17 protein-coding genes are annotated in these 14,328 nt (G+C 63.5%); 14 read left to right on the forward strand and 3 right to left on the reverse strand.

The features are described 5' to 3' along the window. Positions 1–32 precede the first annotated feature (32 nt). The 5 genes from ASD76_RS02355 to ASD76_RS02375 all read left to right on the forward strand — a co-directional run bounded on the left by ASD76_RS02355 (position 33) and on the right by ASD76_RS02375 (position 3,858). Positions 33–587 (forward strand): TspO/MBR family protein, encoded by a 555-nt coding sequence (locus ASD76_RS02355; RefSeq protein WP_055917941.1) that lies wholly within the window; start codon positions 33–35, stop codon positions 585–587. Between the two features lie 39 nt (positions 588–626). Beyond that, positions 627–875 (forward strand): accessory factor UbiK family protein, encoded by a 249-nt coding sequence (locus ASD76_RS02360; protein WP_055917944.1) that lies wholly within the window; start codon positions 627–629, stop codon positions 873–875. A 189-nt stretch (positions 876–1,064) separates the two neighbouring features. After that, positions 1,065–1,664, forward strand: coding sequence for a DNA repair protein RecO (gene recO / locus ASD76_RS02365; RefSeq protein WP_055917947.1), 600 nt, complete (start codon positions 1,065–1,067; stop codon positions 1,662–1,664). A gap of 3 nt (positions 1,665–1,667) precedes the next feature. Then, positions 1,668–2,726, forward strand: a complete 1,059-nt coding sequence (leuB, locus tag ASD76_RS02370) for a 3-isopropylmalate dehydrogenase (RefSeq protein ID WP_055917950.1) — start codon at positions 1,668–1,670, stop codon at positions 2,724–2,726. Next, positions 2,713–3,858: a glycosyltransferase gene (locus tag ASD76_RS02375; RefSeq protein WP_268760300.1), complete on the forward strand. Its 1,146-nt coding sequence runs from the start codon at positions 2,713–2,715 to the stop codon at positions 3,856–3,858. Before leuB ends, ASD76_RS02375 begins: the two co-directional genes overlap by 14 nt. A 25-nt stretch (positions 3,859–3,883) precedes the next feature. On the opposite strand, the gene ASD76_RS02380 is transcribed toward ASD76_RS02375, so the two are convergent. Continuing rightward, positions 3,884–5,170 (reverse strand): glycosyltransferase family 39 protein, encoded by a 1,287-nt coding sequence (locus ASD76_RS02380; protein WP_055917956.1) that lies wholly within the window; start codon positions 5,168–5,170, stop codon positions 3,884–3,886. A gap of 257 nt (positions 5,171–5,427) precedes the next feature. On the opposite strand from ASD76_RS02380, the gene ASD76_RS02385 reads away from it, so the two are divergent. The 4 genes from ASD76_RS02385 (at position 5,428) to ASD76_RS02395 (ending at position 7,706) form a co-directional block, all read left to right on the forward strand. Then, the gene (locus ASD76_RS02385) at positions 5,428–5,646 is read left to right on the forward strand and encodes a hypothetical protein (protein WP_055917959.1); all 219 of its coding nucleotides are present in this window, start codon (positions 5,428–5,430) and stop codon (positions 5,644–5,646) included. Between the two features lie 154 nt (positions 5,647–5,800). Then, a complete protein-coding gene (locus ASD76_RS02390; protein ID WP_156457513.1) occupies positions 5,801–6,022 on the forward strand; it encodes a hypothetical protein in 222 nt (73 codons plus the stop codon). 185 nt (positions 6,023–6,207) lie between these two features. Next, a complete protein-coding gene (locus ASD76_RS18115) occupies positions 6,208–6,429 on the forward strand; it encodes a hypothetical protein (RefSeq protein WP_156457514.1) in 222 nt (73 codons plus the stop codon). A 68-nt stretch (positions 6,430–6,497) separates the two neighbouring features. Then, entirely contained in the window at positions 6,498–7,706 is a 1,209-nt protein-coding gene (locus ASD76_RS02395) for a trans-sulfuration enzyme family protein (RefSeq protein WP_055917964.1), read from the forward strand. Here ASD76_RS02395 and ASD76_RS02400 read toward each other — a convergent pair. Further along, a complete protein-coding gene (locus ASD76_RS02400; RefSeq protein WP_156457515.1) occupies positions 7,703–8,128 on the reverse strand; it encodes a DUF6628 family protein in 426 nt (141 codons plus the stop codon). The two genes, ASD76_RS02395 and ASD76_RS02400, sit on opposite strands and share 4 nt — an antisense overlap. Positions 8,129–8,342: 214 nt before the next feature. Between ASD76_RS02400 and apaG the strand changes: the two genes are divergently transcribed. Then, positions 8,343–8,750 carry a Co2+/Mg2+ efflux protein ApaG gene (gene apaG / locus ASD76_RS02405; protein WP_055917970.1) on the forward strand — a complete coding sequence of 136 codons (408 nt, stop codon included), beginning with the start codon at positions 8,343–8,345 and terminating at the stop codon, positions 8,748–8,750. Between the two features lie 33 nt (positions 8,751–8,783). On the opposite strand, the gene ASD76_RS02410 is transcribed toward apaG, so the two are convergent. Then, entirely contained in the window at positions 8,784–9,794 is a 1,011-nt protein-coding gene (locus ASD76_RS02410; RefSeq protein ID WP_082553565.1) for an AraC family transcriptional regulator, read from the reverse strand. Positions 9,795–10,034: 240 nt separating this feature from the next. Here ASD76_RS02410 and ASD76_RS02415 point away from each other — a divergent pair, with 240 nt between their 5' ends. The 4 genes from ASD76_RS02415 to ASD76_RS02430 all read left to right on the forward strand — a co-directional run bounded on the left by ASD76_RS02415 (position 10,035) and on the right by ASD76_RS02430 (position 14,079). After that, positions 10,035–10,523 (forward strand): hypothetical protein, encoded by a 489-nt coding sequence (locus ASD76_RS02415; RefSeq protein ID WP_055917973.1) that lies wholly within the window; start codon positions 10,035–10,037, stop codon positions 10,521–10,523. A gap of 180 nt (positions 10,524–10,703) precedes the next feature. Further along, positions 10,704–12,500, forward strand: a complete 1,797-nt coding sequence (locus ASD76_RS02420; RefSeq protein ID WP_055917976.1) for a hypothetical protein — start codon at positions 10,704–10,706, stop codon at positions 12,498–12,500. A gap of 40 nt (positions 12,501–12,540) precedes the next feature. Then, entirely contained in the window at positions 12,541–13,338 is a 798-nt protein-coding gene (locus tag ASD76_RS02425) for a LysR substrate-binding domain-containing protein (RefSeq protein ID WP_055917980.1), read from the forward strand. 249 nt (positions 13,339–13,587) lie between these two features. Beyond that, positions 13,588–14,079, forward strand: a complete 492-nt coding sequence (locus tag ASD76_RS02430) for a hypothetical protein (RefSeq protein ID WP_156457516.1) — start codon at positions 13,588–13,590, stop codon at positions 14,077–14,079. Positions 14,080–14,328 lie beyond the last annotated feature (249 nt).

The following is a 14,328-nucleotide window of genomic DNA, read 5'->3' on the forward strand; positions in this document are numbered from 1 at the left end:
GATACCTTGACGCGATTCGCTCAGGGGCTTCGATGAACCGTCTCGCTTCTCCCGCACAGTTGCGTGCCAGTTTCGTGCGCTGGTCGTTGTTCCTGGTGCCCGCGGTCCTGCTTCTGGGCCGCCTGTCCGGGTTGGCGGGCGGGGACGCGTCGAGCGATCCCTGGTTCATGGTGCTCAACAAGCCGTCGATCTTCCCGCCACCGGCCGCTTTCGGCATCGTCTGGCCGATCCTCTACACCATGATGGGCTTTGCCATGGCGATCGTCTGTTCGGCCTGGGGCTCGCGCTATCGGGCTGCGGCGATCCTGGCGTTCGTCGTTCAGTTGGCGATCAACCTTGCGTGGAACCCGATCTTTTTCGCCGCGCACGAGATCACCCTGTCGCTGATCGTCATCTGCGTTCTCAACGTTGCCGTGCTCGTGACGATCGTGTTGTTCTGGAAAGTGCGGCGCTCGGCCGCCTTGCTCATGCTGCCCTATCTCGCCTGGATCCTGTTTGCGACGGTGCTCAATTGGCAGTTCCTGCGCCTCAACCCCGATGCCGACGGGGTCGAGGTGTCCGCCGCCGTGCAGCGGATCGAACTCTAGCCGCTTGCCGAATGGGCTCGGCGCGGCCACATAGCGCCCATGCAGAGCGAAAATCCCCTGATCGCCGACTTCGTGAAATTGGCGAACGCCGCCGCCGGCACCTTTGCCGGCATGACCCGCGAGGCGCGCGAAGGCGCACGCACGCGGGTGAAGGAGACCTTTGGCGGGCTCGACTTCGTCTCGCGCGAAGAGTTCGAGGCGGTCAAGGAAATGGCCAGCCGCGCTCGCGAGGAGGCCGCGAAGCTCGAAGCTCGCGTGGCCGAGCTCGAGGCGAAGCTTTCCAAGTAATCAGATCCTCCTCGAGCTTGCTCGGGGAGGGGGACCATCCGCGAAGCGGATGGTGGTGGGGCATGTTGCGCTAATCCGCCTACCCCTCCGTCACACGTCTTCGACGCGCGCCACCTCCCCGAGACAAGCTCGGGGAGGATTTGGTGCTGCATCCTTTGCGCCGTTGGGTGAGCGCCCTAAACACACACGATGCATCTCCGCGCGCCTGCCATCCTGCTCGCCGCCCGTCCGCACGGCGAGACAGCCGTGGTCGCGCGGCTGCTTACGGCTGAGCACGGCGTGATCGCCGCCTACGTCGCCGGAGGCCGCGGGCGGCAACTCCGGCCGGTGACAATTCCCGGAAACCTCGTGGAATTGCAGCTTGCGGCCAAGTCCGACAGTCAGTTGCCTTTCGCCAAGCTTGAACTGCTCGAAAGCCGCGGACCTTGGCTGACCGAACCGCTACCGGCGGCGGCGATCGGCTGGGTGTGCGCGCTGACCGCCATCGCCCTGCCTGAGAGGCAAGCTTACCCGCAGCTCTACGAAGCGCTCGCCGGATTGCTTGAGGCGATTTGCCTCTCGCCTTCGGCTCGCGGCTGGGCTGGGGCCCTTGTGGGCTACGAAACGCTGCTGCTGCGCGATCTAGGCTATGGTGGGGAGGGTGCGCGGCCGCAGGGCCAGCTTGAGGATATCCTGATCGCGATGGACAAGCTCTCCACACCGCTCGATCACTACCTCCTTGCCGACCGCCGCGGTGATGTTATGGCCGCGCGCGCTCGATTGCGTGAACTGCTTGGACGAATTGCCTGACCTATGAAGATTGCCTGCCTTGCCGGAGATGGAATTGGCCCTGAGATCATGGCCGAGGCGCGCCGTGTCCTGGATGCGCTGGACCTGCCCGGGCTGACGATCTGGGAAGGCGACGTTGGCGGCATCGGCTATCGTCGCCACGGTCACCCGCTCCCGCCGGAAACGCTGGAGATGGCGAAGGCCGCGGATGCCGTCTTGTTCGGCGCTGTCGGCGATCCCGCATGCGACAACCTCGAACGGCATTTGCGTCCTGAGCAGGCGATCCTCGGGCTGCGCCAGGCGCTTGGCCTGTTCGCCAACTTGCGCCCGGCGACGATGTTTCCAGGACTGGAAGACTTGTCCGCCCTGCGCCCCGAAGTGGCCCGCGCCATCGACCTGCTTATCGTGCGCGAGCTCAACGGCGACGTCTATTTCGGCGAGAAGGCGATCCGCACGCTCGACGACGGCCGCCGGCAGGGTTTCGACTTGATGTCCTATGCCGAAGACGAGGTGCGCCGTATCGCCCACGTCGGCTTCCGCGCCGCGCAAGGCCGGGGCAAGCGCTTGTGCAGCGTCGACAAGGCCAACGTGCTCGAGACCAGCCAGCTTTGGCGCGATGTGGTGATCGAAGTCGCGGCCGAATATCCCGACGTTGAACTCAGCCACATGTACGTCGACAATGCCGCCATGCAGTTGGTGCGTAACCCAGGACAGTTCGACGTCGTCGTCACCGGCAACCTGTTCGGCGACATCTTGTCCGACCAGGCGAGCATGTGTGTCGGCTCGATCGGTCTTCTCGCCAGCGCCTCGCTGGGCGAGTTGCAGACCGAGTACGGGACCAAGGGCCTCTACGAGCCGATTCACGGTAGCGCTCCCGATATTGCCGGGCAGGGCAAAGCTAACCCGCTGGCGATGATCCTCAGCCTGGCGATGATGTTGCGCCACAGCTTCGGGCTCGAAGCGAAGGCGGCGCAAATCGAGGCGGCGGTGTCGAAGACGCTGGCCGACGGAGTGAAGGGCGCGGACCTTGGCGGAAGCGCGGGCACGGTTGAAATTGGCGACGCTGTCGTTGCCCGGCTCTGACGCAGTGGCCACCGGCTCGTTGGAGCTGGCGGTCGTCCTGCCGACGTTCAACGAACGGCCCAACATCGGGCCGATGGTGGGACGGCTGGAAGCCGCGCTCGGGCCAACCGGCTGGGAAGCGATCTTCGTCGACGACAACAGTAGCGACGGCACGGCCGACGCCGCGCGGGAAATCTCGCTCGGCGATCCGCGCATCCGCGTAATCCAGCGCATCGGCCGCCGCGGGCTCGCCAGTGCAGCGATCGAAGGAATGTGTGCCACCGCGGCGCCGGTCGTCGCGGTAATGGATGCCGACCATCAGCACGATCCCGCCTTGCTGCCGAAGATGCTCGCCGCGATCCATTCCGGCGAATGCGATGTCGCCGTGGGTTCCCGCTTTGCTGAAGGCGCGAGCATGGAAGGGTGGAACCGCCCTGATCGCGAGAAGGTGTCGGCGGTGGCCAACCAACTCGCCCGCAAAGTCACTGGCGTTGACCTGACCGATCCGATGAGCGGCTATTTCATGCTCCGGACCGAGCTCCTGCGCCGCGACGCGCATCGGCTTTCGGGCATCGGCTTCAAGATCCTGCTCGACATCCTGGCAACCATCGACACGCCGCTCAAGGTAAAGGAATTCCCCCTGAAATTTGCAGCGCGCGCCGAAGGCGAGAGCAAGCTCGACCGCACGGTCGTGTTCGAATTCCTGGTCGGCCTCTACGACAAGTGGCTCGGGCGGATCATTCCGACGCGCTACGCTTTGTTCGGGACCATCGGGGCCGCGGGCGTTGTGGTGCACATGGCGGTTCTGACTGCCTTCCTGACCCTGTTCGGCGGGCGGTTCGAGGACCACCTCGTCTCCACCTTCGAGGTGGGCCAGACGATCGCCGCGCTAGTGGCGATGACCTTCAACTTCGTGCTCAACAACGCCCTGACTTATGCCGACCAGCGGCTCCGCGGTGCGTGGCCGCTGACCAAGGGCTGGCTCAAGTTTGCACTGACCTGTTCGGTTGGCCTGCTGACCAACGTAGGCGCAGCGGCAGTGTTGGTGCGGTTCGGCTTCCACACTTATCCGGCGGCCCTCACTGGAATTCTCATCGGCTCTGTGTGGAACTACGCGTTGTCCAGCCGCTTCGTCTGGGGCCGCTTCGGCTGAAGCCTGCCCTTGGGAGTGGGCATTCCTAGCGCCAGCTGTGGAGCCACATCCAGGTGACGTAGGAATCGCGGCCCTTGAGCGGGGCTGCGGACAGGATCGGGTAAAAGAACGCGAACACTGCGCATGACGCCGCGATCGTCGTGAGCGCGGTCTTGCGCTTTCCGTGCCGCCAGAAGTCGTCGAGCAACAGCGCGAGCGCGGCGATCAGGAAGGTGCTCGGCAGGAAGTAGTGGTAATAGAACTGCACCGGCTTCTTGGCGATGATCCAGAAACCGAGGCTGACGGCATAGAGCACGAAAATGGCCAGAGCATCCCAACGCCGGCGCTTGATTCCGGCCCAGAGGCACCAACCCAAAGCGGGCAGACCGATCAGCATAGTGAGGGGGTTGCCGATCAGAAGCACGCCGCGCTGCGCGCCATCGACGACTTCGTAGAGATACCAAATGGCGCGCCAGTTGACGACCCACTGGTACCAGACGCTCATGTAAGTGTGCGGTTTGACCACCGTCTGCTGCAGGTCGTACATCTTCTTCTGCAACTCGGCGAGATGCATCGGATCGACCGCGCCCTGGTGGAGGAATGCAAGCGGCGCATACGAGAGGGCGTAGGCCACGACCGGCACTAGGCCGAGCCAAAAGGCGGCCTCCAGCAGGGTCATGCCGGGGACGGGTGGACCTCTGCGGCAGGTCAGGAATTGCCAGCCGGCCGAGTGTACTCTGACTACGAGGAAGGCGAGGCCAGGCATCATCGCGAGGGGGATGGCGTTCCATTTGCAGGCCATTGCAAAGCCCATCGCCGCGCCCGCAATTGCGAGGCGCCACCGGGCCGTCTCGCTTTCGCGTACAGCTCCGGCACACATCCACAGCGCCACAAGAACGAAGCTCGCCATGAAGATGTCGAGCATGGCGATGCGCGAGTGGATGAAGAGCGGAAAGGCAGTCGCCAGCAGGATGCCGTTCGCGATCGTAGCGAAGCGGGCACCGGACGCGAACCACATGGCGCGCATGGCGGCCCACAGGCCAAGCGTGCCAAACAGCGCCGACATGATCCGCCACCCCAGCGGATTGTCGCCGAACACACCCATGCCCAGCGCAATGAGCACCTTGCCCATCGGGGGGTGCTCCGAATTGACCAGGTGCGAGAGCTCCAGGATCGTGCGCGCGGCGGGCAGATAGTGAATCTCGTCGAAGAATGGCTTCGACGGTATCGTCAGCCGCACCATGACCAGCGCGAAGAACCCAAGCGTGATCGCGACCGTCCAGCCGAGGGGATCGCGAGGGTGAATGGGAGGGGGACTGGAGCCGGCGCTCATCGGCGAAGCGGATAGTGCTCTGCGAGGAGCGTGGCAAGCGGTCGATCCCTGCCGATTGTGTCGAAACAGAATCGGTAATCTTTTCACAGGGACTGGGGGTATTCCCCAATATAACGGGCCTCTGCTTTGGGGCATAAGGCTTGTGGGCAGTGAGAGCCGGCCGCTGTCCTGCCCCCCATCGGGACAGCGGTCGGACATCTGCCCTTTTTGATTCCTGCCCTCCATCTCGTCCAAGGACCGGGCTCAAGGATTCACCCATGCTTCGTCGGACTCTGATTGCGGCTGCGGCCTCCGCGACTTTCGTGGCGGGTGCGGCTCATGCGTTGCCGATGAGGGTTCCCTCTTCGGGCCCTCTTTCGGCCGAGCAGCTCGACAGCACGTCGACGTGGGTTATTGTCGGCGCTGTGGTCGGCCTGTTAGCTCTGATCCTCTTTTTGGGCGATAGCGATGACGACTTGATCCCGGTCAGTCCCTAAAATGGGGTGAGTTGTTGCAGGCGCGGGATGAGTTGTGTCGCAATTGCGGTAAGAGCCTGTGAGCATGGCATAGTTTTTAGTGCATTTTAATTTTTCTTAGACTACAGCGAAGCGCGGCCCAACGGCCGACATGAGAATCAGTGGAGGAGTTATGGTGCGTAAATCGCTTCTTGCCGCCGGCGCGGCTTTGACGCTTGTCGCCGGGACGGCCCAGGCGGCTACTGTTCAGGCTGCCCCGGTGCGTGCACCTGCGGGAGTCGAGAATGCCGAAGACATTGCTGGTGTTTCGGTCTGGCTCGTAGCTGCTTTCGCAGCTGTGGCGCTGGGTCTGATCCTGCTGATCAGCGATGGCAGCGATTCTCCGACCAGCCCGTAATTCGGCTGCTTGGAGTTTTCAAAAGGAAGCGGGGTCCTTCGGGCCCCGTTTTTTTGTCCAAAGTTCACGAGGCGGGTCGATCGGAGAGAATTGCGGTGGACGCCACTGGTGACGGGATGTGTGGTGGAAACAGGAACCTGTCGCCGCGTTGACAAGACGTCACTCGGCGAAAAGGAGCAGGTCCAATGTTTCGTAATGTTGTCGTGGCGGGGATCGCCCTTTCACTCGCTACTCCAGCTCTCGCTGCGCCTGCGTGGGTATCGGCCCACATAGGTCAGGTTGAAAACTTGTCTGGCGGCGATGAGTCAGCGTGGATGCTTCCCGTTGGTGCCATCCTGATTGCGGCGCTGATCATCTTGATCGACGGCGACGGTAACAGCGACACCGACTTTCCCACCAGCCCGTAATCCTGTCCACAAAGCTGCCCCTAAGCTACCCATTGCCCACGCTAAACGCAGCGCCTAGACGCGCAGCGATGAAGAAGACTACCGGCACCGACCGTTCGATCACCTCCAAGTGGCGTCCCGCAACTCGCGCCGTGCGCGCGGGGACTTGGCGTTCCGAGCAGGGCGAAACCAGCGAAGCGCTGTTCCTGACCTCCGGCTATACTTACGACGATGCCGCGACCGTGGCCGCACGGTTCGCCGGAGAGGCCGAGGGGATGACCTACTCTCGCCTGCAGAATCCCACAGTCGCGATGCTCGAAGAGCGTATCGCGGCGATGGAAGGTTCCGAGGCGTGCCGGGTCCAGGCCACCGGCATGGCGGCGATGACCACCGCACTGCTTTGCCAGCTCAAGACTGGAGACCACGTCGTAGCCGGGCGCGCCGCTTTTGGTTCGTGCCGCTGGCTGGTCGATACCCTGCTGCCCAAGTTCGGGATCGAAGCGACCGTGATCGACGCGCGTGACAATGACGCCTGGGAAGCTGCGATCCGGCCGAACACCAAGGTGTTTTTCTTCGAAACCCCGGCCAATCCGACGATGGACGTGGTCGACCTGGAGTTCGTGTGCGGCCTTGCGAAGTCGCGCGGCATCACCAGCGTGGTCGACAACGCCTTCGCCACCGCTGCATTGCAGCGTCCGCTCGAGTTCGGCGCGGATGTGGTCGCCTATTCCGCGACAAAGCTGATGGACGGTCAGGGCAGGGTCCTGGCTGGCGCGGTATGCGGAACGAAGCAGTGGATCGACGAGGTCCTGCTTCCGTTCCAGCGCAACACCGGTCCCAATTGCTCGCCTTTCAACGCCTGGGTGGTGCTTAAGGGACTGGAGACGCTTTCGCTGCGTGCGCACGCTCAGAGCAAGGCGGCGCTCGAAGTCGGTCGGTTCGTCGAAAGCCGGGTGCCGCACATGCTCCATCCCGGTCTGCCTAGCCATCCGCAGCACAATTTGGCGATGAAGCAGATGGACGCTGTCGGACCGATCTTCAGTTTCATCCTCGATGGGGGGCGGGCGCAGGCTCACGCGGTGCTCGACGCGCTTCAGCTGGTCGACATCTCGAACAACATCGGGGATTCGAAATCGCTGATGTGTCACCCTGCCAGCACCACCCACGCCAACATGGGCGAAGAAGCGCGCGTGGAGATGGGCATCGACCAGGGGATGCTGCGGATCAACATCGGTCTGGAAGATCCGGCCGACCTGATCGAGGACCTCGACCAGGCGTTTAGCAAAGCCGGGCTCTAAACCGCGTTCGGAAGCTTTGCTGCTGTCAGGCAGCGGCCGAAGACGGCTGCTGCTGACAGCGGTTCAGCAACCCCGGGGTTACGCGTCAAATCCACGAGAAGATCCTCGGCGGCAGCTAGATCGTTCGCAGCGCCGAACAGGATTCGCAGGATCAGGCTTTCGTCTTCGGTCATCCGCGGTGTGCAGCAGGGCGCCACCTGGATTGGCCCTCGCGAGGCATGCGACAGTTCGAGCATGAAGGCCCGCAGCAGCACCAGGGGGCGACGAAATCCGGTGCTGAACAAGTCCAGCATCAGCCAGCAGGCGTTGGCGTCGCGCACCCCATGAACCGCCATCCGCCGCAGAGCGAACAAGACCGTCCGGGTGGTTCGGTCGTTGGGCATCGGCATGGGGAGAAGGCAGGCGCCACCGGACTCATTCATCGTTTTGACTCCACTGCGGGAGGACTCGCCTTATCGCTAGTGCGAGGCGTTCGCAAATAAATCTGTCCGTAGCGCTCGTTTCTTCCACTCCACCGCAAAACACCGTCGCAGCGCGGTGCTCATCCCAAAAATGGCGGAACTCGGCGATCTTCGCTGGGTGCAACTGGCCGCAACCCCTTTGCTCCGCGGAGGTAAAGGGGTTACGGGATCAAGAATGCAGGATGTGCTCGCCAGCCTGTTTCAGCACGCGGCGAAGACCGCCGGGGTCACCGTGCGCGTTGCGGTGAACTTCATGCCCGACCAGTCTCGCACGGAAGCGAAACGCTGGTTCTGGGTCTACCACATACGGATCGAAAACGGCCGCGACGACGTGATCCAACTGCGGACCCGTCACTGGCGGATCACCGATGCCCACGGGATGGTGAGCCTGGTCGACGGCGAAGGGGTTGTTGGCGAAACGCCGATCCTCGCCCCGGGTGCGACGCACGATTACGTGTCGGGTTGCGAGTTGATGACCAACATCGGCTCAATGGAAGGGCACTACACCTTTGCCGGAGAGGATGGCGCCCTGTTCGACGTGGCGATCCCGTTCTTCCCGCTAGCGGCACCAGCGGCGGTTTAGATCGCTTAGCGCAATGTGGAAGGCTCAAGACGCCTAGGCTGTCTCCAGCTCGCCTTCTTCCTGTTCGGCCCGCCAAGTTCGCGGCGGAACCCCAAACTCTCCAACGAACCAGCGCGTAAACGAACCGGGTGAGGCAAAGCCCAGCAAGCCACCGATCACGATGATCGGCCGGCTCGACCCAGTGAGATAGTGCGTTGCCAGACCTCGGCGGATCTCGTTGAGCAGTTCGCCGAACACGACGCCCTCTTGTTCGAGCCTGCGTTGAAGAGTGCGCGGACTCATCCCGAGATGGGAGGCAACTTGCTGCACCGTCGCTTTTCCGCTCGGAAGCAGCAGGGTGATCGCCCGCCTGACGCTGTCGCCGACTTTGTCCGGATTGGGCAGGGGCACCAGGTGCAGCAGATGCTCGGCGTGCTTGGCCATGGTCGCGTCGGGCAGCAGCGTCGGTAGGCGCATGGAGCTGCTTGGAGACACGTAGCCGTTGAAGTTGCTCTCGAACTCGATCCGGCACGGATAGAAGCGGCGCCAGGCCGCGAGGTCTTTCGGCTCGGGGCGAACCAGGTGAACGCTCGAGGGGCGCCAGCGGTCGGCGGATACACCCGACAGGATTCGGTAACCCGAGCCCACCATGAGGTCCATCATCTGCACCCCCATCGCGATCGGCAGGACCTCGAGCCTGAGCACGCAGGTCTCTGAGTCCTCTTCCATCGAAATGTGGATCACGTCGTTCATGTAGCGCCGATAGGTGATGCTCGCCTTTGCCACCTCCCGGACATTGGCCAGATGCTCGAACAACAGGCTCAGGGGGCCGAGGCTGGCGAAAGATCGGCATTCGGCCATGTACAGCCCGAAGCTGTCGCAGCCCGATTCCGCGGCAGATCTTTCAAGCAGCTTGTTGACAGTGGCTGCCGGAAGCGGACTTTCCGGATTGGTGAGCGACTGCAGCGAAATGTCCATCTCTCGCAGCAAGCGCGGACCGTCGATACAGACGTGTTTTGCGACCTCAAGATAACCGGTCAATATTACGGCACGGACTTGGTGCATGGGCAAGTTCCAGAGAGTTCCGTTCGCGACACTGTGCCGCAGGAAAATCCCCCTGTCTGTCAGGCCTTTTCCCGATACGGGACGCCGTTGGACCCGATTGTCCCGAGATCGTTGTATTGGCTGTCGTCGGCCGCCGCTGTGCGGGCCTGATTGCCGCGATTGCTTCGTGAACGGCGCGATCGGTTAAGCAGCCGCGGTTTGACCTCTCTATCCGGCCATCTGCAAATACCGGAGGAATTGATGTTCGATCAGGATGCACCGAAGTCATGCGAAGCAGAGGTGCTTGCGCGCCAGCTGCTCGCCTGGTCGGAGGAGCTCGCGCCCGCCGAGGCGCCGGGCACGCACCTGCTCGAGGAGGAGCGGACGGACCTTGCACGGGGCCTGGCCGACGCGATCAAGACGATCCGCCGGGGCTTCGACCTTCAATACGGCAAGCTCAACTTCGGCGATCCGACCCTGCGGGTCATGCTGGAGATCGTGGTTCACGAGAAGAAGCGCCGCCGTTTGTCGATCGAGGGTCTCGCTGCCTTGACCCAGATCGACCTGGTGTGCGTGGCCGACAGCGTGCAGACGCTGACCGACCTTGGCCTGGTCATCGCCACGCCCGAAAAGTGCGACGGCCGCAATCTTTGGCTCAATCTGACGCAGCAGGCGCGCGACGCCATGTTCGACATGTTGCTGCAGACAGCGGAGTTCCTCCGGCCCCGGGGCTGCGGCCTCCCGCTCTGAGTTCCTGAATCCGGCCCCTAAAACGGCCCCTGAATCGCCCCCGTTGCAGACCGGCGGCGAAGCGGCGATAATGAATCGCCATGAAGGGGTGGATCGGCCTTGAGGTCGTCGAAGGGGCGAAGGGGTGCCGCCAGTGCTGCCGGCCGTCCGTTCGCCGTGCGCGCGCCACTAAGGCCTGACATGGCGATCCGCGTCCACCGCTTCTTGCCGAGCCGGTTGCCGCCGCCCACCAATACCCAGCTCACCTGGATCCGCGGCCTTTGGTTCGTCGCGCTTGCGCTTGCCGTGGTGCTCGACATTGCCGGCACGGTGTTTGTCTTGCGCGACACCTACCGCAACGACCCGCAGTTCCATCGCCTGTCCCTGACCTCGCAAGTCGAAAACGACGGGTCGATCACCGTGGAGAGCATACCGGGCAATACCGGCGTTCCCGTGGTCCCGGCCATGTCGCGCATTACCGCGATCGATGGAAAGCCTGTCGCCCAGGATACCCCGGTCTGGGATCTGGCCGCCCGCCTCAAGGGCAAGGACGGACAAGTTGTTGCGCTCACGCTCGCGTCGCCGGAAGGTCAGAGTGCGACGCACCGGATAGAAGTTTCTCCACGGTATGCTGCCGGAAAGGACGCCTCGCAGGTCATCAGCCGCGATCAACGGATGACGGCGAGAATGTTCATCTCGCTGCTTACCTGCATGACCCTGATCGGCTGTGCCGTCCTGCTGTTCCTGCGCCGTCCGCAAGATCCGGTCGCCTTGCTGTTCTCGTTCAGCTTCCTGCTGTTCGCCGGCTCGATCGATCCACCGCTGAACTTGTGGCTCGCCACGGGAATGGGCAATGCGTTCGACGTCTACACCACGCTGGCCTGGGCGTTGCTCGTGATCGGGATAGCGGCGTTCCCGGACGGGCGTTTCACTCCGCGCGTGGTGCGATGGATCCTCGTCATCGCGCCTCTGCTGATGGTCCCGCTGGCGATTGACGAGATTCCGACCTGGATCAACGTAGCCATCGCCTTCATCCTGCCGTTGTTTCTGCTGATCTGCCACGTGATCAAGTACCGGCGCTTTCAGCCGGGTATCGAGCGGCAGCAGGTCAAGTGGGCGGCGTTCGGCTTCGCCAGTGGGCTGCTATCGCTGACGCTGGCCTTCGTCCTGGTCGACGTGCTTGAGCAGTCGCCGATCAACGGCCTCATCGTCATCGTCTTTTTTAACCTCGGCTTCCTGGCGATGGCGATTGGTCTCCTGATCTCGCTCCTGCGATTCAGACTGTGGGAGGCCGACCGCGTGATCAGTCGCTCGGCGATCTCGGCGGTGGTGACGCTGGCGGTCGGCATCGTCTGGACGTTGAGCATGGATTTTCTCAAGCTCGGCGCCGAATGGGTCCTGGGCCGGGAAAGCGAGACCGCCGCCACGCTTGCCGGTGCCATCCTCGCAGCGGGAATTTTCGCCCCGACCCAGGCGCTCGCCATGCGCTGGGCAAAGAAGCGGCTCGCGGGCGACGAAAGCCGTATCCAGAAACTTGTTGGCCGGCTGCATGTCTGGCGCACCACCGAAATGCCAGAGGAGATCGGCGTCCGCACTCTCTCGGCCCTGTCCGCTGCGGTTCATTGCAGCGGCGCTGCCCTGCTGGTGGATGGGCCGCGCGGTCCGCAGCTGCTGGCGGCGCGCGACATCGAGCAAGCCGACGAACTGGGCAGGCCGAGCTACGATCCCGTCGCCGACCCCCGTTTCCCGCTGACCTTGCCGCTTGAAGACGAAGACGGTCCGATCGGCCAGTTGCTGATCGGTCCGCGCAGCGACTTCAACCGCTACAACGCCGCCCAGCTCGACGGTCTCAAAGCCATGACCGAACCGCTCGCGGAAACCCTTCGCGCCTCGCTCAAGCGTGCCCAGCAGGCGGAGAGCATCAATCTGCAGATGGGCTCAGTCGAAGAGCGCCTCGCCCGGCTTGAACAGAGCGGCCCACGTCTCTCACCAACCTAGGTTGCCGCGAAGCCCCGCGCCCATTAAACGCGGGCGCGGAATGAAGCGGACTCACTTGCCCCTCAACGCCATGCGCGTGTTTGACGCTGCCGCACGGCACCTCTCGTTCACCCGCGCGGCCGACGAGCTCGCGGTCACCCCGGCGGCTGTCGGCCAGCAGATTCGCGCGCTCGAGGATGTCCTCGGCGTGGTTCTGTTCCGGCGGACGTCCAAGGGGTTGGAGCTGACTGACGAGGCCGAAGCCGGCCTCGATCCGTTGCGCGAAGGCTTCCTGCGGTTCGAGGAAAGCGTCCAGGCGATGCAGGCCGGGCAATCGAGCCACAACTACACCATCGCGGTCCCGCGCGAGTTCTTCGCCCAGTGGCTCGCTCCGCGTCTGGCCGCTTTCCGCGCCGAGAACCCCGAAGTCCGCTACCAACTGGTCGCCGACGAGGATGCCGACTTCACCGAGGCCAACCTCGATCTCGCCATCCGGCTGATCGAAGGACCGGACGAACTGGAGGGCGTGCAACTCGCCCCCGCCAGCCGCGTGCTGGTTGCGGCGCCGGGCGGGGCAGAGGGCTGGATCGCCTGGCCCGGCTACCCTTTGCCCGAAGAGGAAGCCGCCGGCGTAGTGCTCCAGGTCGGCAACGCCGGGCAGGCGCTGTCGAGCGCGCTCGCTGGACTGGGCAAGGCCATGATGCCGATGCCCCTGGTGCAAGAAGCGCTGACCGACGGCCGCCTGGTCACTCTGGAGGGGCCGGAAGAAGGCCGCCGCGCCTATTGGCTCGTCGCCCCGCGCCCGCAATGGCGGCAGAAGAAGGTCAGGGCGCTGGTCGAGCATTTGACCAGGGATTGAGGCCGTTTCCCTCTCTACCTGGGAGAGGGCTCTGACGGTGAACCAAGTCAACGCGTTACGTGATTGGCGGTGACCGTCTATTTGCGGGCTGATAATTCCAAAGCGTCCCGCGACCGAGTCGAACACTCCGACGGACGAAGCAAGCCCGCGCATCGGCGCTCTTTCGAGACAACGGCGCCGGCCCTGATGGCCGGCATCTCGTGCCACCCACAGGTGGAACGACCGGCTCCGCCTGCGGTGAGGACATCGATGGACGAGGACAACCGCGAACTGGCATCCAATCGGCTGGCCGCCGAAACTTTCATGCCAATGATGGTCGAGGCATTCCATGATGGGGTTCGTGAAGTGGCGAGCCTGTCGCGGTGGCTCCTGGCGACGCTGGTCGTGATCAATGGTGCTGCCGCCGTGTCTCTGCTCCCGCTCGAAATGGGGAGCGGAGCAAAGCTGGGCGCGGCTGCAGCCTTCCTTGTCGGAATACTCGCGTCGTTGGGATCAGGTCTGTGGTCGCTCTACGCCTTTAAGCGCGTGAGCATTGGGGCCGGGACAATGCTGGGTTACTGGATGACCGTCGCCGATGACGGGCCGCGCCTCGCCGCGCTAGAGGCCGCCATGAAAAGGCACATGGACCAGGCAATCGGCTCTCGTGCAACCAATGTCCTGGTGCTTGCGAGCATGGCGGCGTTTGTCGTCGGCTGCGGTTTCGCCGCCTGGGGCTTCGTATCGTCAGGAGCTAAAGCCTAGGGGGCGAGAGCCATGGCTGAGCACGGCTCATCCCACATTTGCCTAAAGGCTTTTGCCTATCCTTGACCCTATCCGCAATTCCCCGTAAGGGGCCGCCCATCCGAAGCGGGGCTTTTGTCCTCGCGCGGGTAAATAGAGCTGAACATTGCCGGTGATGTCCCGGGGGCCTGTGCGGATTCGCGATAGGCCTTTCTCTGTTGGAGCGGTCCGTTAGGACGCTCTTGGGGCAGCCGTCAAAGTAACCCGGTG

The organism is Altererythrobacter sp. Root672 (assembly GCF_001427865.1).
Taxonomy (GTDB): Bacteria; Pseudomonadota; Alphaproteobacteria; order Sphingomonadales; family Sphingomonadaceae; genus Croceibacterium_A.